Annotated in this window: 23 protein-coding genes; 5 read left to right on the top strand and 18 right to left on the bottom strand. The window is 68.1% G+C overall.

All coding sequences use genetic code 11. From position 1 onward, the window contains the following. Nucleotides 1-122: 122 nt before the first annotated feature. Nucleotides 123-512 carry a cupin domain-containing protein gene (locus tag ACZ5PO_RS37400; protein ID WP_464188085.1) on the top strand — a complete coding sequence of 130 codons (390 nt, stop codon included), beginning with the start codon at nt 123-125 and terminating at the stop codon, nt 510-512. 37 nt (nt 513-549) lie between these two features. Here ACZ5PO_RS37400 and ACZ5PO_RS37395 read toward each other — a convergent pair whose 3' ends face one another. The 14 genes from ACZ5PO_RS37395 to ACZ5PO_RS37330 all read right to left on the bottom strand — a co-directional run bounded on the left by ACZ5PO_RS37395 (nt 550) and on the right by ACZ5PO_RS37330 (nt 15,259). Next, nucleotides 550-942, bottom strand: coding sequence for a DUF779 domain-containing protein (locus tag ACZ5PO_RS37395; RefSeq protein WP_464188083.1), 393 nt, complete (start codon nt 940-942; stop codon nt 550-552). A 70-nt stretch (nt 943-1,012) separates the two neighbouring features. Next, on the bottom strand, nt 1,013-2,047 hold the full coding sequence (adhP, locus tag ACZ5PO_RS37390) for an alcohol dehydrogenase AdhP (RefSeq protein ID WP_464188081.1): 1,035 nt from the start codon (nt 2,045-2,047) through the stop codon (nt 1,013-1,015). A 203-nt stretch (nt 2,048-2,250) separates the two neighbouring features. Beyond that, complete coding sequence (gene adh, locus ACZ5PO_RS37385) at nt 2,251-3,768, bottom strand: aldehyde dehydrogenase (protein WP_464188079.1); 1,518 nt, start codon at nt 3,766-3,768, stop codon at nt 2,251-2,253. Nucleotides 3,769-3,912: 144 nt separating this feature from the next. Next, the gene (locus tag ACZ5PO_RS37380; protein WP_464188077.1) at nt 3,913-4,884 is read right to left on the bottom strand and encodes a GAF domain-containing protein; all 972 of its coding nucleotides are present in this window, start codon (nt 4,882-4,884) and stop codon (nt 3,913-3,915) included. A gap of 240 nt (nt 4,885-5,124) precedes the next feature. Further along, the gene (locus ACZ5PO_RS37375; RefSeq protein WP_464188075.1) at nt 5,125-6,240 is read right to left on the bottom strand and encodes a hypothetical protein; all 1,116 of its coding nucleotides are present in this window, start codon (nt 6,238-6,240) and stop codon (nt 5,125-5,127) included. Next, entirely contained in the window at nt 6,227-6,388 is a 162-nt protein-coding gene (gene ccoS / locus ACZ5PO_RS37370; RefSeq protein ID WP_464188073.1) for a cbb3-type cytochrome oxidase assembly protein CcoS, read from the bottom strand. The genes ACZ5PO_RS37375 and ccoS overlap by 14 nt, the downstream gene beginning before the upstream one ends. Further along, entirely contained in the window at nt 6,385-8,634 is a 2,250-nt protein-coding gene (locus ACZ5PO_RS37365) for a copper-translocating P-type ATPase (RefSeq protein WP_464188071.1), read from the bottom strand. The genes ccoS and ACZ5PO_RS37365 overlap by 4 nt, the downstream gene beginning before the upstream one ends. Nucleotides 8,635-8,639: 5 nt before the next feature. Beyond that, entirely contained in the window at nt 8,640-9,128 is a 489-nt protein-coding gene (locus ACZ5PO_RS37360; protein WP_464188069.1) for a FixH family protein, read from the bottom strand. A gap of 14 nt (nt 9,129-9,142) precedes the next feature. Then, the gene (ccoG, locus tag ACZ5PO_RS37355; protein ID WP_464188067.1) at nt 9,143-10,588 is read right to left on the bottom strand and encodes a cytochrome c oxidase accessory protein CcoG; all 1,446 of its coding nucleotides are present in this window, start codon (nt 10,586-10,588) and stop codon (nt 9,143-9,145) included. A 73-nt stretch (nt 10,589-10,661) separates the two neighbouring features. Then, nucleotides 10,662-11,516: a cytochrome-c oxidase, cbb3-type subunit III gene (gene ccoP, locus ACZ5PO_RS37350; protein WP_464197196.1), complete on the bottom strand. Its 855-nt coding sequence runs from the start codon at nt 11,514-11,516 to the stop codon at nt 10,662-10,664. 34 nt (nt 11,517-11,550) lie between these two features. After that, entirely contained in the window at nt 11,551-11,712 is a 162-nt protein-coding gene (locus tag ACZ5PO_RS37345; RefSeq protein WP_464188065.1) for a cbb3-type cytochrome c oxidase subunit 3, read from the bottom strand. Nucleotides 11,713-11,715: 3 nt separating this feature from the next. Beyond that, nucleotides 11,716-12,465, bottom strand: a complete 750-nt coding sequence (ccoO, locus tag ACZ5PO_RS37340; RefSeq protein WP_464188063.1) for a cytochrome-c oxidase, cbb3-type subunit II — start codon at nt 12,463-12,465, stop codon at nt 11,716-11,718. An 11-nt stretch (nt 12,466-12,476) separates the two neighbouring features. After that, entirely contained in the window at nt 12,477-14,147 is a 1,671-nt protein-coding gene (gene ccoN / locus ACZ5PO_RS37335; RefSeq protein WP_464188061.1) for a cytochrome-c oxidase, cbb3-type subunit I, read from the bottom strand. Between the two features lie 182 nt (nt 14,148-14,329). Beyond that, the gene (locus ACZ5PO_RS37330) at nt 14,330-15,259 is read right to left on the bottom strand and encodes a DMT family transporter (RefSeq protein WP_464188059.1); all 930 of its coding nucleotides are present in this window, start codon (nt 15,257-15,259) and stop codon (nt 14,330-14,332) included. Between the two features lie 95 nt (nt 15,260-15,354). On the opposite strand from ACZ5PO_RS37330, the gene ACZ5PO_RS37325 reads away from it, so the two are divergent. Next, complete coding sequence (locus ACZ5PO_RS37325) at nt 15,355-16,218, top strand: LysR substrate-binding domain-containing protein (RefSeq protein WP_464188057.1); 864 nt, start codon at nt 15,355-15,357, stop codon at nt 16,216-16,218. A gap of 102 nt (nt 16,219-16,320) precedes the next feature. Further along, on the top strand, nt 16,321-17,016 hold the full coding sequence (locus tag ACZ5PO_RS37320) for a TetR/AcrR family transcriptional regulator (RefSeq protein ID WP_464188055.1): 696 nt from the start codon (nt 16,321-16,323) through the stop codon (nt 17,014-17,016). 62 nt (nt 17,017-17,078) lie between these two features. Here the strand turns inward: ACZ5PO_RS37320 and ACZ5PO_RS37315 are convergent, their stop codons facing one another. The 4 genes from ACZ5PO_RS37315 to ACZ5PO_RS37300 are packed head-to-tail and all read right to left on the bottom strand — an operon-like array spanning nt 17,079 to nt 19,778. Continuing rightward, a complete protein-coding gene (locus tag ACZ5PO_RS37315) occupies nt 17,079-17,393 on the bottom strand; it encodes an antibiotic biosynthesis monooxygenase family protein (protein ID WP_464188053.1) in 315 nt (104 codons plus the stop codon). Continuing rightward, nucleotides 17,390-17,779, bottom strand: a complete 390-nt coding sequence (gene hpxZ / locus ACZ5PO_RS37310; RefSeq protein ID WP_464188051.1) for an oxalurate catabolism protein HpxZ — start codon at nt 17,777-17,779, stop codon at nt 17,390-17,392. The genes ACZ5PO_RS37315 and hpxZ overlap by 4 nt, the downstream gene beginning before the upstream one ends. Before the next feature lie 59 nt (nt 17,780-17,838). Further along, a complete protein-coding gene (locus tag ACZ5PO_RS37305) occupies nt 17,839-18,666 on the bottom strand; it encodes an MBL fold metallo-hydrolase (RefSeq protein WP_464188049.1) in 828 nt (275 codons plus the stop codon). Nucleotides 18,667-18,686: 20 nt separating this feature from the next. Continuing rightward, on the bottom strand, nt 18,687-19,778 hold the full coding sequence (locus tag ACZ5PO_RS37300) for an LLM class flavin-dependent oxidoreductase (protein WP_464188047.1): 1,092 nt from the start codon (nt 19,776-19,778) through the stop codon (nt 18,687-18,689). A gap of 287 nt (nt 19,779-20,065) precedes the next feature. On the opposite strand from ACZ5PO_RS37300, the gene ACZ5PO_RS37295 reads away from it, so the two are divergent. Together ACZ5PO_RS37295 and ACZ5PO_RS37290 are read left to right on the top strand one after the other, a co-directional pair. Further along, nucleotides 20,066-21,031, top strand: coding sequence for an AraC-like ligand-binding domain-containing protein (locus ACZ5PO_RS37295; RefSeq protein WP_464188044.1), 966 nt, complete (start codon nt 20,066-20,068; stop codon nt 21,029-21,031). 197 nt (nt 21,032-21,228) lie between these two features. Next, nucleotides 21,229-21,876 (top strand): isochorismatase family protein, encoded by a 648-nt coding sequence (locus ACZ5PO_RS37290; RefSeq protein ID WP_464188042.1) that lies wholly within the window; start codon nt 21,229-21,231, stop codon nt 21,874-21,876. Nucleotides 21,877-21,883 lie beyond the last annotated feature (7 nt).

Below are 21,883 nucleotides of genomic sequence, written 5' to 3'. Positions count from 1 at the left end.
AGTCTGGACACAGGTCCGTTGCGACCGGAGGCGAGGCCGGATCCTGCGGACGTTTGGCATCAGGTGACCGTCTTCTGCTCTAGCCGAGATTGAGGACGGCTGCGGTAGCATCGGAGGCCATGATGAAGTGTCTACGCATCTACGCATCGACGGATGGCGAATCTCATTTCGACGAGATCGACATCCCAACGACGGGGCGGACCGTTTTCCCCGAGGTGCCGCCACTCGAGCTGTCTGCTCAGTACCCGGCGTCACATATTCGCTTTACGCGCATTCCCGCTGCCATGCCCGAGATCGGCTACCATACGGTGCCGGAGCGGGTGCTCACGGTGAGGCTGGACGGCTCCGTGGAATACGAGACGAGCGATGGCGAGGTACGGCAGGCTCACGCCGGCAGTTTCGTCCTGGTGGAGGATACGTACGGAAAGGGGCACATCTCCCGCCATTCGGCCGGGGAACAGACTGTCGTCTGGATTACGCTGCCGGATGGGCTTGATCTGCCATCCGGCTGATCCGCGTGCAGGACTACGAGATCGGGTCGGCGATGGGTCACGCCCCCTGTGAGTTCGCCGGGGTCGCATCGAGGCGGCACATGTCCTCGCCGGAGAAGGCGCGCGAGCGGGTGAGGAAGCGCTGTTCGGTGCCGTTGTCGAGGGAGAACATGCCGCCGCGCCCTGGCACCACATCGATGATCAGCTGGGTATGGCTCCAGACGGCGAATTGCGCGGCGCCGATATAGACCGGCGCGCCGCCGATCTCGCCCAGCAGCACGTCACGGTCGCCGATGATGAAATCACCCTGCGGGTAGCACATCGGCGAGGAGCCGTCGCAGCAGCCGCCTGACTGATGGAACAGGATCGGTCCGTGCGCGGCTTGCAGGGTGCGGATCAGCGCGAGCGCCGCGGGCGTCGCGGTGACGCGGTCCAGACTGTCCTCGGCCATGACGTCCTCCCACACGTGGACGGGACGGCAGGTTCAGCGCCTGCCCACTCTCGTCGTCACGCATTGCGTATTACTGGGTCAGATCCATCACCACGCGGCCTTCGATGCGGCCGCCGCGCATATCGTCAAAGATGGAGTTGATGTCGTCCAGCTTCTCGGTGCGGATGGTTGCCTTCACCTTGCCGTCGCGCGCGAAGTCGAGCGACTCTTGGAGATCGAGCCGCGTGCCGACGATCGAGCCGCGCACGGTGACGCCGTTCAGCACCATGTTGAAGATCGACAGCGGGAAATCGCCGGGCGGCAGGCCGTTGAGGGATACGGTGCCGCCGCGCGACACCATGCCGAGCGCCTGCTCGAAGGCTTTCGGCGAGACCGCCGTCACCAGCACGCCCTGCGCGCCGCCGTCGGTTTCCTTCCGGATGGCGGCGGCCGGGTCGGCCACCGTCTTGGCGTTGACCGTCACCGCGGCGCCGAGCTGGCGCGCCAGCTCCAGCTTCTTGTCGTCGATGTCCACCGCGGCGACGTTCAGTCCCATGGCCTTGGCATATTGCACGGCCATATGGCCCAGGCCGCCGATACCGGAAATGACGACCCAGTCGCCCGGCTTGGTATCCGTGACCTTCAGGCCCTTGTAGACCGTCACCCCCGCGCACAGCACCGGGGCGATCTCGTTGAAGCCGATATTGTTCGGCAGGTGGCCGACGAAGTTGGGATCGGCCACGACATAATCGGCGAAGCCCCCGTTCACCGAATAGCCGGTGTTGAGCTGTGCCTCGCAGAGCGTCTCCCAGCCGCCGAGGCAGTGGCGGCAATGGCCGCAAGCCGTGTAGAGCCAGGGAACGCCGACGCGGTCGCCCTCCTTGACATGCTTGACGCCGCTGCCCACGGCCGAAACGTAGCCGACGCCTTCGTGGCCCGGAATGAACGGTGGCGTGGGCTTGACCGGCCAGTCGCCCTCGGCGGCGTGAAGGTCGGTGTGACAGACGCCCGAGGCCTGGATGGCCACCTGAATCTGTCCGGGCCCGGGCTCCGGGATCGGCACTTCATCGATCGTCAGCGGCTGTCCGAAGGCGCGCACCACCGCGGCTTTCATTGTCTTGGCCATGACGGCCTCCTCACGTTGCCTATCCCGATCAAGATCGGGAGTTAGACGTATAGAGCCCGAGTTCCGTCCGCATCTCCTTGACGTCGATCAGACGCGCACAGCTAGTGAAAAGAAGAGCCCGGCACGAGACCGTGCCGGGCAGGTGCCGGCAGCCCCTGCCGGGTGGGTCCGGGGGAGGGGCCGGGCTGCCGGATTCACCGGATTCAGAAGAAGCCGAGCTTCTTGGGGGAGTAGCTCACCAGCAGGTTCTTGGTCTGCTGGTAGTGGTCGAGCATCATGCGGTGGTTCTCCCGCCCGATGCCGGACTGCTTGTAGCCGCCGAAGGCGGCGTGGGCCGGATAGGCGTGGTAGCAATTGGTCCACACCCGCCCGGCCTGGATCGCGCGGCCGAAGCGGTAGGCCCGGTTGCCGTCGCGGGTCCACACGCCGGCACCCAGGCCGTAGAGCGTGTCGTTGGCGATGGCGAGCGCTTCCTCGTCGTCCTTGAACGTGGTCACCGAGACCACCGGGCCGAAGATCTCCTCCTGGAAGATCCGCATCCGGTTGTGGCCCTTGAACACGGTCGGCTTGACGTAGTAGCCGCCGGCCAGCTCGCCCGGCAGCTCGCTGCGGGCGCCGCCGATCAGCACCTCGGCACCCTCCTGGCGGCCGATGTCGAAATAGCTCAGGATCTTCTCGAGCTGCTCGGACGAGGCCTGGGCGCCGATCATGGTCTGCGGATCGAGCGGATTGCCCTGCTTGATGGCCTTCACCCGCTCCAGCGCCCGCTCGATGAAGCGATCGTAGATGCTTTCGTGGACCAGGGCGCGGCTCGGGCAGGTGCAGACTTCGCCCTGGTTGAGGGCGAACATGACGAAGCCTTCGATCGCCTTGTCGAAGAAATCGTCGTCTTCCGCGGTGACGTCCTTGAAGAAGATGTTGGGCGACTTGCCGCCGAGCTCCAGCGTCACCGGGATCAGGTTCTGGCTGGCGTACTGCATGATCAGCCGGCCGGTCGTCGTCTCGCCGGTGAAGGCGATCTTGGCGATGCGGTTGCTCGACGCCAGCGGCTTGCCCGCCTCCAGCCCGAAGCCGTTGACGATGTTGAGCACGCCGGGCGGCAGGATGTCGGCGATCAACTCAGCGAAGACGAGGATCGAGGCGGGCGTCTGCTCGGCTGGCTTGAGCACCACGCAATTGCCGGCGGCGAGCGCCGGGGCGAGCTTCCATACCGCCATGAGCAGCGGGAAGTTCCAGGGGATGATCTGGCCGACGACGCCGAGCGGCTCGTGGAAGTGATAGGCCACGGTGTCGTGGTCGATCTCGGAGATGCCGCCTTCCTGGGCGCGGATGGCGCCGGCGAAATAGCGGAAGTGGTCGATGGCGAGGGGCAGGTCGGCGGCCGTCGTCTCGCGGATCGGCTTGCCGTTGTCCCAGGTCTCGGCCTGGGCGAGGACCGCAAGGTTGTCCTCCATCACCTGGGCGATGCGGTTGAGCAGCAGGGCGCGCTCGGCGGCGCTGGTGCGGCCCCAGGCGTCCTTCGCGGCATGCGCGGCATCGAGGGCGGCCTCGACGTCACCGGCGTCGGACCGGGCGACCTCGCACAGCAGGCGGCCGTCGACGGGCGAGGTGTTGTCGAAGTAGCGGCCGCTCACCGGCTCGGCCCAGCGGCCGTTGATGAAGTTGCCGTAGCGCGCCTTGAATGGCGTGGCCGCGGCGCGAATGAATTCGGGCTTGTTCATGGGCTTCCTCCTGACGTTTCCCGGCTTGGCCAGGGCGTGCCGGAGGATCGGCGCCGCTCGCGCGGCTGTCAGGAGGGGCGGAACCGTTTGCGCGACCCATGTGTCGCAGGATTGCGACACATCATATGTGCAAACAGAGCGGCCTCAGCGTCGACGATCGAGGCCGAAGCGCGCGAGCTTGCGGTGCATCGTCGCCCGGCTGACGCCGAGCAGGCGGGCCGCGGCGGCGACGTTGCCCTGGGTCCGGGACAGGGCCCGCTGCAAGGCGCCGCGCTCGGCGGTGGCCAGGTCCTCGGACGACTTCGTCGCCTCGCCCGCCAGGATGTCTGCGGCCGGCAGCGGTCGCGCGAGCTGCGCGTCGGTCAGTCCGTAGGCCAACCGCGCCGCGCGGCTGGCGCCGACGACCAGGTCCTCCCGGTCGACGGCCAGCAGGCCGCCCGGGCCACGGTCGGTATCCTGTCCGAGCACGATCCGGGCATGCCGGAAGGTCTCGCGGAAATGGCCGGCCTCGATGCGCTGCGCCGCCTCGCGCGTGGCGGCCGCGATCAGCTTCAGCGTGGCCGGGGTGAGGTCGCCGCGGCAGGTCGACACGTCGAGCGCGGCGACGAGCTTGCCCTGCGCATCCCAGATCGGCGCCACCGTGCAGCTGAGCTCGATGTTGCGGGTCAGGAAGTGCTGGTCGCGGTGGATGGTCAAGGCCCTGCCTTCGGCAAGGCAGGTGCCGACGCCGTTGGTGCCCTCGCTCGCTTCGCTCCAGACCATGCCGGTCCACAGCCCGAGCCTGAGGAAGTCGGCGTCGTCGCCGGCGACGCCGCGCCGGTCGAGCGGCACGCCGTCGCGGTCGGTCAGCAGCACGCAGCACCCGGCTTCGCCCACGGATTGGAACAGGCGGTCGAGCGTCGGCTGCGCCAGCCGCGCCAGGTTCTCCATGCGCTCGAAGGCCACGTCGAACTCACGCTCGCTGAGGCGCCGGGGCGGGCGGGCGTGGTCCGGGTCGAGGCCGTAGGTCCTCAAGGAGCGAGACCAGGATGCGGCCAGCGCCGACTGGGCCGTCGCAGCGCCATCCCTCAGGGTCGAATAGATCCGATCGGCGTGATGCACCTTGGTTTCGCCCATGCCGGACACCCGTTTCCGCCCCCCGTTCTGTATTCTTTGAAGCCGCGTGCAGACGAGCGGTATCGACGCAGTTGCCGCATCTTCCGATTGCCATACGCACAAAGTCAATCGCCGGCCAGCGACCGGCGATGGTGCGGCCACGCCCATGGCCGCTCGACGAGGCCCCGCCGCCTGCTCGTCAGCGGCAATCGCAAGCCGTTGGGGCGAGGTCTCGACGGCTTGGAGGCTTCGCCGGGCTCGTCAGGTCAGGATCCCGGCCAGTGCCGCGGCGAAGAGCAGTGTGTCGTGCGCCGCGACCGTCAGGCGTCCCGCGCGGAGCTCGGCCAGCCGCACGGACGTCGCGACCGTCACGATGCACCAGCCGAACCCGACGGCGACCAACGCCGCTTCCATCGCGGCCGCGTCGGCGGGCGCGAGCAGCCATACGGCGCCGGCTCCGATGACGATGATCAGGCCCGCCGCCACCGTCGGCGCCGCTCCGAGGCCGGCGATCAGCCGCGGCACGGCGAAGGCCGGCGCATACATGGCGATGACGTGCCAGGCGACCACGCTCGACACGGCGGCGAAGCCGAGCCCGCAGCCGCTGAGGCCGACCGGGACGTGGGCCATGAGGTGGCCCATGACGAACCACGCGGCGGCTGCGGCCGCGGCGAGCGCCAACATCGGCCGGAGCGGTGCCGACGCGTCCAAACGGGCATCGTCGGCGGCCTCGGCGGCCGGCAGCGCGGTTGCCGCCGTCAGGCCGAGGACGTGGCACAGCGCGGCCGCCAGCAGCACGGCGGCGAAGCCGAAGGGGGCGGCCCAGGCGTCGGCGGCGGCAACCACGGACGGCGCGAGCAGCCCCGCGGCAGCGCCCGCACCGAAAATAACCGCCACGGCCCTTGGGCCGCCCGATGCCGCGGCCCCTTCGTGGCGGTAGAAGAAGCCGAACCCTTGGGCGATGCCGAGCCAGAAGGCGCCGAGCACCAGCGCCGCGAACTGGCGTTCAAGCACCGCCCAGGCGGCCACCAGCCCGCCGGCGATGCCCAGCGCGGCGCCGAGCGCGAAGGCGGCGCGCCGCCCGAAGGCGTCACGCAGGAGCGAGGCCGGGACCGTGGATGCCACCGAGCCGGCGATCAGGGCAGCGAAGGGCCACGCCGCCAGCCCCGGCCGCGGCGTCAGCATGGCGCCGGCGAGCGGCAGCACCGCCAGGCTCAGCACCTGCGAGAGCACCGCGCAGGCGAAGCCGCCGGCCAGCGCCGCCAGTGCCGGCGGGCGTGCCGATGCGCCGGTGTCGTCCGGTGCGAGCAGCGGCCCGCACAGGCATTGGATCAGGCCGGCCCGCGCCCGGGCGGATGCCTGCTCAAGGTTGGTCACGGGAGTCCACGTCGTCGTCGGACAGCATCCGGACGGCGGCGCCGTCCAGGTCTTCGTACTGGCCGGAGCGCACCGACCACAGGAACGCGAACAGCCCGGCGAGGCCCAGGCCCAGGGCGAGAGGCACCAGATAGATCAGCACGCTCATGACGACAGCGCTCCCACCGTGGTCGTCGCGGCGCCGGGCAGAGGCTCATCCGTCCGCTCGCCGCCGGGGCGGCGGCCGGCGCGCAGCGCATTGAGCGTGACCAGCAGCGAAGAGCCGGACATGGCGGCTGCCGCGACGAGCGGCGTCACGTGGCCGGTGACGGCGAGCGGCACGGCGATGGCGTTGTAGACGACCGCCAGCCACAGGTTCTGGCGCATCAGCCGGCGCGCCGTGGCGGAGACGGTGACGGCTGCCAGCACCGGCCGCAGGCGCTCGCCGAGGAAGAGCGCGTCGGCGCTGGTCTGGGTGATCCCCGCCGCCGCGACCGGCGACAGCGCGGCGTGGGCCGCGGCCAGCGCCGGCGCGTCGTTGACGCCGTCACCGACCATCAGCACCCGGCGTCCCGCCGCCTGCAGCGCTTCGACGGCCGCGATCTTGTCGGCCGGCGTCTGCCCGGCGAGCCAGGTGCCGATCCGCAAGGCGCCGGCCACCCGCGCGACCGGGGCGGCACGGTCGCCCGAGAGGATGCGCACGTCGAGGCCGCGCGCGGCGAGCGCCTCGACGGTGGCGGCCGCATCCGGACGCAGCATCTGGCGCAGCCGGAACACCGCGCGGGCGCTGCCGAAGGCCAACGCCACCAGGGACGCGTCCGGGTCGGCTGCCATGGCCGCCTGGGCCTCCGCTTCGGCGCCGCAGAAGGCGGGGCTGCCGAGGCGCGCCTCGACCCCGTCGATCACGGCCTCCACACCCTGGCCGGCCAGTTCCACGGCGCCCTCGCAAGGCCGCCGGTCCGGCGCCTGCCGCGCCAGCGGCGCCGCGAGCGGATGGTGGCTCGACAGCGCCAGGCGTCCGGCCACGGCGAGCAACGCCTCCGGGATCTCGGCGGCGTTGGCGATGCCGGCCTCCGGCAGGGTCAAGGTGCCGGTCTTGTCGAACACCACGGTGTCGATTTCGGAGAGACGCTCGATGGCATCCGCGCCCGCCACGAGCAGCAGGCCGGAGCGGAACAGGGCGCCCGCGGCGACCACCTGGACCGCCGGCACGGCGAGGGCGAGCGCGCAGGGGCAGGTGATGATCAGCACGGCGATCGCCGTGACCAGGGCATCGTGCAGGGAGGCGCCGGCCAGCAGCCAGCCCATGGCCGTCAGCGCGGCGGTGACATGCACCACCGGCGCGTAGAGCCGGGCCGCCCGGTCGGCGAGCAGGACATAGCGTGAGCGCGCCTCGCCGGCTCGGGCGAGCAGCCGTTCCACCTCGGCCAGCAGCGTGTCGTCGCCTGCCGCGGTGACGGCGACGGTGAGGGCGCCGCCATGGTTGAGCGAGCCCGCATGGATCTGGCCGCCTACGGCAACGGGCCGCAGCGCCGTCTCGCCGGTCACCAGGCTGTCGTCGATCTCCGAGGCGCCGCTGCGGACGACGCCGTCCACCGGGCAGCGCTCGCCCGGCCGCACGAGGACCAGGTCGCCGGGCGCCACTGCGGCGATCGGCACGGCGACGGCCTCGCCGCCGGCGTCGAGCCGCAACGCCAGATCCGCCTTGAGCGCAGCGAGGTTGCCGGCGACGGTGCGCGTCCGGCGCCGCATCGTCAGATCGAGGGTGCGGCCGCAGAGCAGGAAGAAAATGAGCATGACGGCGCTGTCGAAATAGGCGTGCTCGGCATGCCGCGTCGTCTCCACCACCGAGAGGCCCAGCGCCAGCAGGATGCCGAGCGAGATCGGCACGTCCATGTTCATGGCGCGGCTGCGCAGGGCCGCGAGCGCGCTGCGAAAGAACGGCTGGCCGGCGTAGGCCGCGGCTGGCAGGGCGATCAGCGCCGACAGCCAATGAAAGAAATCGCGCGTTTCCGGGGTGATGTCGGTGACGTTGCCGGCCCACACCGAGACCGACAACAGCATGATGTTCATTGCTGCGAAGCCGGCGACGGCGAGGCACGACAGCAGCCATTTGGCCTGCCGCGCTTCGTCGTCCTCCGCTGGCGTCGCCAACGGATGGGCGCGGCAGCCGATGGCCTGGAGCGCCTCGATCAGCCGGGCCGGCGCCAGCGTGCCCGTCGGCCAGCGCACCGTGAGGCGCAAGGTCGAGAGATTGAGGCGCGCCGACAGCACCTTCGGGAGCGACCGGGCGGCGCCTTCGATGGCGGCGAGGTCGCAGCCCGCGCCGATCGGCTCGATCGCCAGCACCAGCTCGTCGACGGCGTCCTCGCGGGTGCGGATGAAATGCGAGAGATCGAGCGTGGTCATGGCCATTGGCCCTAGTGGAGGACGATCCGGTTCTTGGACTGGAACACGCGCTCGTCGGCCTGCATCAGGTCGACGATCAGCTCCCACTGGCCTGCCGGCGCGTCACCCGTCGCACGGTAGCGGCCGCCGCCGAGCGGGCTCAGCGCCATGCCGACGTCCCGCCGCTCGTCCGTCGGGTGCACCAGGCGCGCGTTGCCGCCGAGCCCCGACAGCGGGCGGCCGTCGGCATCCGCCACCGCCAGGGTGAGGACGCGCCGGTCGCCGTCGGCGGCGGCGATGCTCACGTCGAGGCGCCAGTGGCGCTCGTGCCGGCGCTTGGCCGCCGCGGCTTCCTCTGCGAAGGCGAGGCCCGCCTTGTAAGAGCTCGCGACCTCGACGCCGCCGAACGTGGTGATCGCGAAGCGCGCCATGACCACGTTGACGACGACCACCACGCCGAAGAAGGCGAGCAGACAGACCAGCACGAACCGGCCGGTGATCTCGCGAGGCTCGCGCCGCATCGTTCTCGCCATGGTCATGGCCCTATGAAGTGGTCGCCGACCGAAGCTTCGGCGCCGGTCTCGTTGTCGCGAATGGTGAACGTCACCGGCAGCGAGGCGCCGGGCGGCTGCTTGGCGTGGGACGTCACCAGGACGCGGATCTCGCGTGTTTGGTCGGCGCCGATCTCGAGCGCCTGGGCGCTGTCGCCGACCACCTCCAGCTCCGCTCCGGGCAGCCCGTCGAGGCGCAGGCTGAAGCTGCGACCGGTGAGCTGCTTGTTGACGAGGCGCAGGGTGTAGGCGTTGCGCAAGGAGCCGTCGGAGAGCCTGACATAGAGCGGATTGCGGTCGTGGATGGCCGCGAGCCCCTCGGTGCTGCGGCCGACGATCGCGGTCAGCATCAGCCCGCCGGTGAGCAGGATGAGCGCGGCGTAGAGGAGGGTGCGGGCGCGCAGCACGGCGCGGACGGGGGGCTTGCCGGCGGCACGGGCCGCGAGGTTCGCTTCGCTGTCATAGGCGATGAGCCCGCGCGGCTGGTGCACCTTGTCCATCACCGTGTCGCAGGCGTCGATGCACAGGCCGCACTGGATGCAGGCGAGCTGCGAGCCGTTGCGGATGTCCACGCCGGTCGGACAGACCGCGACGCACTGGGCGCAGTCGACGCAGTCGCCGGCCGGTTCGCCCGCCACCCTGAGCGCCGCCGCCTTCTTCAGCGAGCCCCTGGGCTCGCCCCGGTCGTAGCGGTAGGTGACGTTGAGCGCGTACTCGTCCGTCAGCGCGGCCTGGATGCGCGGCCACGGGCACATGTAGGTGCACACCTGCTCGCGCATGTGGCCGGCGAGCGTATAGGTGGTGAAGGTGAGGATGCCGATCGCCCAATAGGCCACGGCGGGCGCCTGCAGCGTGGCGAGCTGCTTCACCAGGGTGGGCGCGTCGGCGAAGTAGAGCACCCAGGCACCGCCGGTCCACCAGGCGATGATCAGCCAGATGGCGTGCTTGGCACCCTTGCGGGCGTAGGTCGAGGCCGTCCAGTGGCCGGCGTCGTGCCGCATGCGCTCGCGGCGATCGCCCTCCAGCATCCGCTCCACCGCGTAGAACAGATCGGTCCATACGGTCTGCGGGCAGAGATAGCCGCACCAGACCCGGCCGGCTACGGCGTTCATCAGGAACAGGATCAGGGCGGCCAGGATCAGCAGGCCGGCGACGTAATAGAACTCCTGCGGCCAGATCTCGAGGAAGAAGAAGTAGAACCGCCGCGTCGAAAAGTCGATCAGCACGGCCTGGTCAGGCGCGTGGGGGCCGCGGTCGAAGCGCACGAACGGCAGCAGATAGTAGACGCCGAGCGTGGCGATCAGCACCGCCCATTTGATGGTCCGGTAGCGGCCTTTCACGGCCTGCGGATAGATGGCGCGACGCGCCACGTAGAGCGGCGTGTCGTCGGCGTCGAGGGGGCCCGGCGCCGGTGCGGGGCGCGCGGTCATGACGGCGCGGCCTCCCGATGCCGCCGCCCGCCGGGCCGCGGCCGGGGCCCGGCCCGCCTGGGGAGCCTGCGTCTCATTGGCCGCCTCCGAGGCTGTGGATGTAGACGGTGAGCGCCTTGATCGTCGTCGGATCGAGGCGGCCGCCCCAGGCCGGCATGACGCTGCCGCGGCCGTTGGTGATGCCCTGCACGATCGTCGCCTTGTCGGACCCGTAGAGCCAGATGCCGTCGGTCAGGTTCGGGGAGCCGACATCCTTCTTGCCCTTGCCGTCGGGGCCGTGGCAGATGGCGCAATTGGCCTCGAAGACGGCCCGTCCGGCCTCGTGCGTGGGGCCGGGCGCTTGCAGCCCCGACAGGGTCCGCACGTAGTCCGCGACCGCATCGATCTCGCCCGGCTTGAGCATGCCGTCGCGCCCGAAGGCCGGCATGGTGCCGAGATGGCCCGCGTCGTCGCCGGAGCGCACGCCGTGGGTGATGGTCTGCTGGATCTCCGCCAGCGTGCCGCCCCACAGCCAATCGTCGTCGTTGAGGTTGGGATAGCCCTTGGCGCCACCGCCTCCCGATCCGTGGCAGGGCGCGCAATTGTCGGCGAAGGCGACCCGTCCCTGGGCCCGCGCCAGCGCCAGCAGCTCCGGCGTCTGCTCAAGCTGCTCCAGCGAGACCGTGGTGAGCTTCTGGGCCGACTCGGCCCTTAGCGTCTTCAACTGGCCGAGCTGCTCGGCCAGGGCGGTGCGGGAGTTCCAGCCGGCGACGCCGGGCGTGGCGTTCCAGATCAGCGGCCAGGCGGGGTAGACCACCCAATAGGCCACGGACCAGGCGATACAGGCGTAGAACATCCACAGCCACCAGCGCGGCAGTGGGTTGTTGAGCTCCTGGATGCCGTCCCACTCGTGTCCGGTGGTCGACACGCCCTGGCCCGGCTCCGTCATACCGTGACGGTGGTCGTCGCTGCTGCTCACGGTCTCAATCCTCATTGAGCGGGATGCGGGCGGCGTCCTCGAAGGCCTGGCGCCGCTTGCGCGACGGCCAGAAGGCGTAGGCGAGGACGGCGAGAAAGCCCAAGACGAAGAGCACCAAGCCCCAGGTCTGCGCGAAGGCGGCGAGCCTCACGTAGGTGTCGGCCATGGCTCACCTCACGTTGGCGCTGTTGTCGTAGCGCTTGAAGTCGACGAGCGTGCCGAGCATCTGCAGGTAGGCGATCAGCGCGTCGGCCTCGGTCGGCGCCCCGGGGGTGCCGTCGAAGTCGCGCACCTGCGCCTTGGGGTAGCGGGCCTGCAGAGCGTCCGTGTCGGTGTCGTCGGTCGTCGCCTGGGTCGCCAGGTCGGCCTGGGCCTTGCTGATCATCTCGTCCGTATAGGGAACGCCGAGCGTTTGCTGGACCTTCATGTCCTCGGCGATGTGGGCGGCGTCGAGCGGCGTCCTGGCGAGCCAGGGATAGCCCGGCATGATCGAGGCCGGCACGACCGCGCGCGGATCGTTCAGGTGCTCGAGTTGCCACAGGTCGGAGTACTTGCCGCCGACGCGGGCAAGGTCGGGGCCGGTGCGCTTGGAGCCCCATTGGAACGGCCGGTCGTACATGCTCTCGGCCGCCAGCGAATAGTGTCCGTAGCGTTCCACTTCGTCACGCAGCGGCCTGATCATCTGCGAATGGCAGTTATAGCAGCCTTCGCGCAGGTAGATGTTGCGGCCGGCGAGCTCCAGCGGCGTATAGGGCCGCATGCCCTCCACCTGTTCGATGGTGCCTTTCAGGTAGAACAGCGGCGCGATCTCCACGAGGCCGCCAATGGCGATCACGATGAGGACGCCGATGAGGAGTATCAGCGCGTTCTTCTCGAAGATCTGGTGCTTGATCCACAGCGAGGTGCGGGCGGTGCTCATCGTCGTCTCCCTCACTCGGCCGGCACGGCGACGAGGTCGCGGGCATCGGCAGGCGCCCGCTCTGGCGTGCCGATCGTGCGCATCACGTTCCAGACCATGATCAATGCTCCAACCAGGAACAGGATGCCGCCGACGGCGCGGATAATGTAGAGCGGATGCATGGCTTCCACCGTCTCGATGAACGAGTATTCAAGGAAGCCAAGGCTCGTATAGGCGCGCCACATCAGGCCCTGCAGGACGCCGGCCACCCACATCGACGAGATGTAGAGCACGATGCCCAGGGTCGAGATCCAGAAATGCCAGTTGATAGCCCGAACCGAATACATCTCACGCTTGTTCCAGAGCCAGGGCACGAGGCAGTAGATCGCACCGAAGGAGATATACGCCACCCATCCCAGCGCGCCCGAATGCACGTGCCCGATGGTCCACTCGGTGTAGTGGCTGAGCGAGTTCACCGCCTTGATCGACATCATCGGACCCTCGAAGGTCGACATGCCGTAGAAGGCGACGGAGACCACCAGCATGCGGATCACTGGGTCGGTGCGCAGCTTGTCCCAGGCGCCGGACAGGGTCATCAGGCCGTTGATCATGCCGCCCCAGGACGGCATCCACAGCATGATCGAGAAGGTCATGCCCAGGGTCTGCGCCCAGTCGGGCAGGGCGGTATAGTGCAGGTGATGCGGGCCGGCCCAGATGTAGAGGAAGATCAGCGCCCAGAAGTGGACGATGGACAGCCGGTAGGAATACACCGGGCGGTTGGCCCGCTTGGGGATGAAATAGTACATCAGGGCGAGGAAGCCGGCGGTGAGGAAGAAGCCGACGGCGTTGTGGCCGTACCACCATTGCACCATGGCGTCCTGCACGCCCGACCAGACGATGTAGGACTTGGGCGAGAACACCGAGACCGGAATGGTGGCGTTGTTGCCCAGGTGCAGGACGGCGATGGTGACGATGAAGGCGATGTAGAACCAGTTGGCCACGTAGATGTGCGGCTCGGTGCGCTTCAGGATCGTGGCCATGAAGACCAGGAAATAGGTGACCCAGACCACCGTCAGCAGCAGGTCCGAATACCATTCCGGCTCGGCGTATTCCTTGCCCTGGGTGATGCCGAGCAGGTAGCCGGTGCCGGCGATGACGATGAAGAAGTTGTAGCCCAGCACCACGAACCAGGGCGCCAGATCACCGGCGAGCCGCGCCCGGCAGGTGCGCTGCACGACGTAGAACGAGGTCGCGATCAGCACGTTGCCGCCGAAGGCGAAGATCACCGCCGAGGTGTGCAGCGGCCGCATCCGGCCGAACGATGTCCACGGCAGGTCGAAGTTGATGGCCGGGAAGGCGAGCTGCAGCGCGATGATGACGCCGACGAGAAAGCCGGCGACGCCCCAGAACAGGGAGAGCAGCGTCGCCACCTTGACCGGCGCCATGTTGTAGTTCGGCTTGCCGCCGATCGTCTGCGGCGGCAGCGTGGCCGGGCGTTCGAAGTAGCGGTTGCCGATGACCATCACCGAGGCCAGGCTCGCCGCGCAGAACAAATAGGCGTGGAAGGCGTAGGCGCTGGTATAGGCCTTGGCCGCGACCACGATGGAGAACAGGGCCAGCAGAGCAAAGACGGCGATCAGCCCCATCTCGCCGGTCGTCATGGTCTTCGTCGGCGGTTTGCCCACGTCCTGCATCGTCGCCATCAGCCTGCCTCCGGCCCGGCGGCGCAATCCGCGGGACCCTCGCGCGGACCTTGCGCGCGGCTGCGGTCGAGCTTTTGATGCAGGTCAAAGAGCCCCGGGGCCCGCGGCGCGGCGTGTTGGCGCGGGTGGCCGGGGCAGCCGACGATCGGTGTGCCGTCGGCAACCGGGCCGGTGCCGCGACGTCATGGCGCTTTCGTTGACGGGCTCGGGGCCGCAGTGGGTCGCGTGACCAGATAGATGCCGAGCGCGACCGGCACGATGCCCAAGAGGTCCTGCGCGACGATATGCTCGCCGAGCACCAGCCAGGCAAACAGCATCCCGAGCGGCGGCATCAGGAAGTGGAAGGAGCTCGCCGCCGTGGCGCCGCACACGGTCAGCAGGTGGAACCACAGCAGGAATGCCAGGATCGAGCCGCAGAACACCAGGAAGGCGAAGGCGCCCAGCAGCCGCGTGCTCGGCACGATGTCGCCGAAGCTCGACAGCGCCAGGGCGAAGGGGGCCAGCGCCACGCCGGCCGACAGGTTCTGGATGCCGTTGCCGATCCACAGGTTGCCCTTTGGCGCCAGCCGCTTGAACAGGATCGTCCCGGCGACGATGGCGGCGAGCGAGGCGAGCGTGAACAGGATGCCACCGGATGCGTCGGTGCCGGCCGACATGCGGTGGGCGACGATGAAAGCGACGCCCGCGACGCCCAGCGCGAGCCCCGCGACCTTGCGCCAGGTGAGCGCCTCGCCGAGCACCAGGGCCGCCAGGAGGGCGGTGAAGACGGGGTTGGCGCTGACGATCAGGCCGCCGAGGCCGGCCGAGACCGTCTGCAGCCCGACGTAGCCCAGGCCGAGGTAGAGCGCGTTGTTGGCGACCCCGAGCAGCGCGAAGACGCCGATGTCGCGCGCCGACAACGACCAGGCGTCTCGCCGCGCGAGCGTGAAGCCGAGGATCAGCACGCCCGCCAGCAGGAAGCGGGCGGCGAGCAGGATCAGCGGCGGGCAGTCGGTGACGCCGATCTTGCCGGCCACGAAGGCGAAGCTCCACAGCAGGCAGAAGGTGCCGATGTAGATCGGCAGCAGATTGAGGGTGGCACGCGGCAGCTGCACGGTGGAGGCCAAGGGCATGGGTCGACTCCTTTGCCTCCATATGCGCCCGCGACTTTTCATTTAGAAATTAAATGATAAAATTATATCTAGTGGAAAATCGAATGGAAACGGCCATGTTCGACCTCGACCTGTTGCGCAGCTTCGTGTCGGTGGTCGACGCCGGCGGTTTCACGCGGGCTGGTGAGCGCGTCCATCGCTCGCAATCGACGGTCAGCCAGCAGATCAAGCGGCTCGAGGACGGCGTGGGGCGGCCGCTGCTGCACCGTATCGGCAAGCAGGTGACGCCGACCGAGGACGGCGAGGTGCTGCTGTCCTACGCGCGGCGCATCCTGGCCCTGGCCGAGGAGGCGCGCGACGTGCTGGCCCGGCCGAGCCACGAGGGCGCGGTGCGCCTCGGCATACCCGAGGATTTCGCCGCCTACCGGCTGACCGAGCTGCTGGCGAGCTTTTCGCGGTCTCGGCCTGGCCTGCGACTCGACGTGCGCGCCGACCAGAGCAAGTATCTCGGGCGCGATCTGGAGCGCGGCGAGCTGGACCTGGCGCTGCTCAAGCGCGACGCCGGCGAGAAGGGCGGCATCGCCGTGTGGCCGGAGCGCGTGCATTGGGTGACCAGCAAGGCCCATCCCGTCGACCTTTCCTGCACATCCATACCGCTGATCGGCTTTCCGGCCGGCTGCCTCTACCGGACGCGCGCCATCCACGCGATCGAGGCGGCCGGCAAGGCCTGGCACATGGCCTATTCCAGCTCCAGCCTGGCCGGCATCCAGGCGGCCGTCGCCGCAGGGCTCGGCCTCAGCATCCTGTCCGACATCGCCATCCTGCCGCAGCACCGGGTGCTGACCGCGCAGGACGGCTTCGCGCCGATCGACAGGACCGAGATGGCGCTGGTCGCCGCCCCCGACGCGAGCCCGGCGACGCTGCGGCTGGCCGACAGCCTCGCCGATTTCTGCAGCACGGTGCAGGCGGAAGCGGCGTAGGGGCCTCAGCCGCAGGCCGGCGCCGGGGAAGCTCCGAAGGCGCTCGCTTTCCCCATCCGCCGGGCCGGGCTATGAGGGGCCGGAGACGGCACCGGAGAGACAATGGCTGCGCGCCGAACGGCCACGGGCGAGGCGAATTCCAGGTACGAGCAGCGGCGACTCGAAGTGCTCCGCGCGTCGGCGAGAACCTTCAACCGGCTCGGGTTCCACATCGCGACGCTCGACGACGTCGCCCACGAGCTCGGCTTCACCAAGCCGGCGCTGTACTACTATGCCAAGAGCAAGGACGAGCTGATCTTCGCCTGCGGCACGATGGCGCTCGATGCGCTCGCCGTGGCGCTCGACAGCTCGTCCGGGCCGAACATGAACGCGCTAGAGCGCCTGTGTCGGTTCTTCACGCTCTATGCGGAGGTGATCTGCGAGGATTTCGGCCGCTGTCTGGTGCTGATGGAGCCGGGCGATCTTTCGCCCGAGTCGCGCGAGAAGACCGTGGTCCGGCGGCGGGCGCTGAACCATTCCATTCGCGACATCATCCGTGACGGGTTCAAGGACGGGTCGATCCGCGTCTGCGACGAGCGCGCGCTGTCCATGGCGCTTTTCGATGCCTTCAACGGACTGGCCAGGTGGTTCGACAGCAACGGCTCGCAATCGCTGCCCGACGTCGTCGACCAGTACTTGACCATATTCCTGTACGGCGTTTCGACGGCGGAGAAGGCCGCCGCGGCCGGACTCAACGGCGCCGAGGCCCCGTCACGGCGCCGTGGACAAGGCGCGAAAGCGAGCCAGCCAAAGCCGTGACCCCATCTGCAAGGGACCAGGAACGCGCCATTCACAGGCGTTCGGTCTCGGCGCTCTCGACCTCAACTGTCGTGACGACCTGAGGAGCACGAGACGACCCGAAAGTGTGTGACGTCTGCTTCTCCAGACAGTTTGCTCACAAAGGTGGCAAGGAAAGGCTGGAAATCCGGGCTGTTGGCGAAGTGCTGTGTATGGGCCTCGAGCGTATCCCATTCAACTTCAAGAACATATGCGGAGGGGGTCTCGACATAGCGACCTAGCCGATGCTTGATGTATCCCGGTTGCCTCATCAGCGTGGGCTCCGCCTCTCGCCACGCGCGCTCGAAGTCCTCGGAATTTCGCGGATCGACTTTGAGGTTGGTGAGTTCGACGATCATTTGATCTCGGGGGCCTCCTCGTAAGATACATGGGCCGCTACGATACGCCATCCTTCGGGCAGCTTGAGCCACGTCTGGCTTTGCCGCCCGAGGCGCCGATCGCCTGCAAGCCTGAACTCTGCATGCGTCGTCGCGGTGTCGCGGCCGAACGTTGAAACAAGCGTGCGGATCAGCTGGCGCGGCCGAGGGCTGGCCGGCCGGCCGGCGCGAAAGGCGTGAATGGCGTCCGCACCGTAAAGCCGTTCCGACGGGCCGTATCGGACAGTCAGCGGCGACGCCCAGAACAACCGACGCAGCGTCTCGATGTCGTTCGAGCACAACGCCTTCTCGTAGGCCTCGAACGCAGCGGTCACGTCCGCGACCACGCTCGGCTCGTTGATCATCATGCCGCCCGCGCTCCTTGCAGGTGGGAGGCTTCAGGACATTCGCCAGAATCGCCGCTAATCTAGCCTGGCGAGGACGCGATCACGTCCCGTTCGACCCAGTGAATGTGGCGTTGAACCGACAGCTCGAGAGCTCGCTTCGCGTCATGGGGGATGACGCGATCCCACAATGCACCGTAGATCGCATCGAACCGCAGGCTCTCCACGGCCGCAGCGACGGACCTTACGGCGGCGGTGCTGAGCGGGATGAAGTTCGGATAGCTCCGCATGAAGGCCAGGAACTTGTTGTCCGCCGTGACCTGAATGACGTCGCCCGTCAGCAGCGCGCCTTTCCCGTCAACTCCGTCTTCCCAATGCAGCACCTGGCCACCCTCGAAGTGTCCGCCGGCGCGCACCAGGGTCAAGCCTGGGAGAACCGGCTTCGCGTCGCCGTCCCAGAACTCGATCTCTGGTCCCTCCCGCATCACCCACTGGCGATCCGCAGCGTGAAGATAGATCGGCACGCCGCCGAACGCGCGACTCCAGTCGAGCATGGTGGTGTAATAGTGGGGATGGGAGATTGCGATGGCAGCAAGGCCGCCGAGCGCCCTGATGATGTCGATCAAGGCGTTGTCGATGAAGCTTACGCAGTCCCACAGCACGTTGCCCGCGGGCGTGCGCACGAGAAGGGCCCTCTGGTTGATCGCGAATGCGGGGGATGTGCCGATCCCGAGAACGCCGGCCTGATAGCGCAGCGCCGCCATATGTGTGCGCTGGAGCCTCTCGAGGGTCGTCCACGCCTGACCGCTCGGCGGCACGAACTGCCGCTCTTCTTCGCAGATCGTGCAGGACAGCTCGGCGGGGCGGGAAAACTGGGTACCGCAGGTCACGCAGAGCGCGAGATTGCTCATGCCAGCCACCTCCGTGCCGCTCATTCCGCGGCGGCCGCTGCTTTGGCGGCCTCGCGCTCCTTCAGCCGCGGCAGGACGTTGTCGCCGAAATCGCGGATTCCGGTGATGAAGTCGGGGAAGGTCATGAGCAGGCCGCTGACGCCCGCCTCCTCCTCCATGACCCGGATCTTCCTCGCAACGGTCTCGTAGGAGCCGTGGATCACGGGGAAGCCCATGAACGCCATGTTGCCTTCCTCGACCGGCGCGCGGACACCTTCGAGGAACTGCTGGCTCGTCCCCTCCTTGCTCGTATCCTCCGACGCGCTCCTGATGACGCCTTCGATCGCTTCCTGGTCGGCGCCGGCGACGATGTCGTCGCAGCGATCCCGGGCCTCCTTGTCCGTCGGCGCGGCAATGATGACCACCAGTGCGAGCATCCCGACCTTTCGGCCGGATGCCCTGGCCGCCTCCGCCAGCGGCGCCGAGATGCGCTTCAGCTTTTCGTTGCCGCCGAAGACGAAGTTGTACTCGGCGTGCCGTGCCGTGAACGCGATGCCGGGCTTCGACTGTCCGGCGGACACGATGGGAATCTCGCGCGGGCACGTGGGGGCGCAACGGCAATCGTCCAAGCGATAGAACTCGCCGTCGAACGTCGCTTCGCCGGTGCGCCACAACGAGCGCATCACCTGGATGTACTCCTCGGTGAGATCGTAGCGGCGGGCATGATAGTCCTGGCTCGGCCACAGCCCCATCTGGCTGTACTCGGGCTTGTTCCAGCCGGTTACGATATTCACCCCGGAACGTCCTTTGCTGATGTCCTCGAGCGTGGCAATCTGCCTGGCCGCTATGGCGGGGTGCAGACCGAGCACCGGCAGCGTCGCATAGAGATCGATGTTGCTGGTGGCGGACGCGAGGCCGCATGTCATCGCAATGGAGTCGAGGCAGGATTCCCAGTAATTCGTCTTGCCGCCGAAGCCGCGATACTTGATCATCGACAGGACGAAGTCGAGCTGGAGACGCTCCGCCTCCTGCGTGATGGCCAGCATCAGATCGAATGTCGGAGCGTATTGGGGGCTGCGTTCAGATAGGATATAGCCGTTCTGGCCATTCGGAAGAAAGACGCCGAGCTTCATTCCCTGGCTCCGGAGTTCCGTGCGCTGTGTCGGCATGCTTGGTGACACAGCGGCCGACAGCGATAAACCCGCCTGCAGCGGCTGTGCGCAGATCGGCAACACTACGCGCGCCGACGAACAACTGACGATCGCCACGGCGATTTGGGGTGGCACTGGCGTGCCGGCATCTTGCCCCACCGTGGTGCAAAGCGCAGAAATGCTTTGCGACCTCCAAAGGAGGCGGCCGAGCCGGACGGTGGGTACGAGTCTTGCTTCGGGAGAACGAAAGCTGGCAAAGGGAGCATTCGATGTACAGCTTCGCGACCCAGACGCGCCCTTCGGGGCAGCAGATGCAGCAGTGGACCGATGCCGTATGCGATGTCTTGTTCCCGATGTACGCCTCGTGCCAGGAGCCCGCGTTCAACGGCCTGATGCGATCCTGGGACGTCGGAAAGGGGCGGGTCGCGCATTTCAGATCGGGACCTGTCACCTACCGGCGCGAGCGGCATCACGTGGCGCACAACACTGCCGAGGACCTGCTGATCAGCATCGCCGTTTCGAACGATCTCGTCTTCTCGCAGTACGGGGCGACGCTCGACTGCCCGCGGCATCACTTCGTGGTTCAGCGCGGCCGCGACCCCTATGAATTCCAGCAGCTCTCGGACAACGACGTGCTGGTGCTGAAGGTGCCGGCGGCGATGCTGGAGACGCGGCTTCCATCCCTGGAGCGCCTCTCGTCGCACGTCTTCAGCGCCAAGACGGGGGCGGGAGGGCTCTTCTTCGACACGCTCCGGTCGTTGCCGAAGCGCGTCGCCGAGTTTGACGGCAGCAGCCTCGACGCCGTGCTGAGCTGCCTCATCGAATTTCTGGCGATCGCGCTCGAAGGCAATCCCTCGCTCAGAGACAGCCAGCTCAGCTCGGTTCGCCAAGCCCACCTGATCCGGGCTCAGCGCTTCATTCGGCAAAACCTTGCCGATCCCTCCCTGTCTCCGGAAGCCATTGCCCACGCTTGCGGAATCTCGGTCCGCTACCTTCATCAGATTTTCTCGACGGAGCGGCAGTCCGTCGGTCACTTCATCCGCGAGCAGCGCCTATTGGCGTGCGAAAAGCAATTGAGGTCGTCCGCCCGGAAAGAAAGCATCGCGGAGGTCGCGCTTCGCTGGGGGTTCGGCGACCAGGCGCAATTCTGCCGGCACTTCAAAGCGCATTTCGGCCGCACGGCCAAGCAGTTCCGCGCCGAGGTGCGTGCCGCGCGAGCGACGGGCGACGGCTGACGGAGCGCCGGCAGGGAACGCCAATCGGCAACGTTTTGCGCCGAATTCGACAAGAAGCCCCACCGAGATGCGCTCTAGGCTCGGCGGGCAGCAACGGTGTGGCTCTGGAGCATCGGACCCCATCGGATCGGAGCGTCCGCTCATATCCAGCGGGGCTGCATGTGCACGCCAACGTCTCCGCGTTGGAAGGAGGAGCAGTGGCCGACATCCGTTCTTCGACCGATCGCGACGTCTACGAGCGCCAGGGCTTTGGCGGCGGCCTCGGAGAGATCAGCAGGCCTGCGCTCCTGATCATCGACTTCGTGAACGGCTTCGCCGATCCGGCCGTCTTCGGCGGCGGCAACATAGCTCAGGCGCTCGCGAACACGGCGCCACTGCTCGCAGCCGCGCGGCGGGCGCGAATTCCCGTGGCCTTTTCCCGCATCGTCTATCCGTCCGGCGCCCCGCCGACCGCCTTTCAGCGGAAAATACCGGCCCTTCGGGGCCTAATCGAGGGGGCGCACCAGATCGAGGTGGTCTCCGACCTCGCTCCCCGGCCAGGAGAGCTCGTCGTCGACAAGCAGGCGGCATCGATCTTCTTTGGAACGTCGATCATGCCCTGGCTTATAGGCCACCGCGTGGAGAGCCTGCTGATTGCCGGCTGCACGACCAGCGGCTGCGTCCGGGCAAGCGTCGTGGACGGCATGAGCTGGAACTACAAGTGTTTCGTGGTCGGCGACTGTTCGGGCGATCGAAGCGACAGCGGGCACCACAACAGCCTGTTCGAGATGAGCCAGAAATATGCAGATGTCATAGGATCATCCGCGGCCATCCACGCGCTCGAGGGCCTGACCGTGGGAGAATGATCGGGCG

This window comes from Chelatococcus sp. KU-N122 (assembly GCF_055391085.1).
Note: the sequence above shows the minus strand (reverse complement) of the source record. Positions and strands in the feature narration are given on the sequence as shown.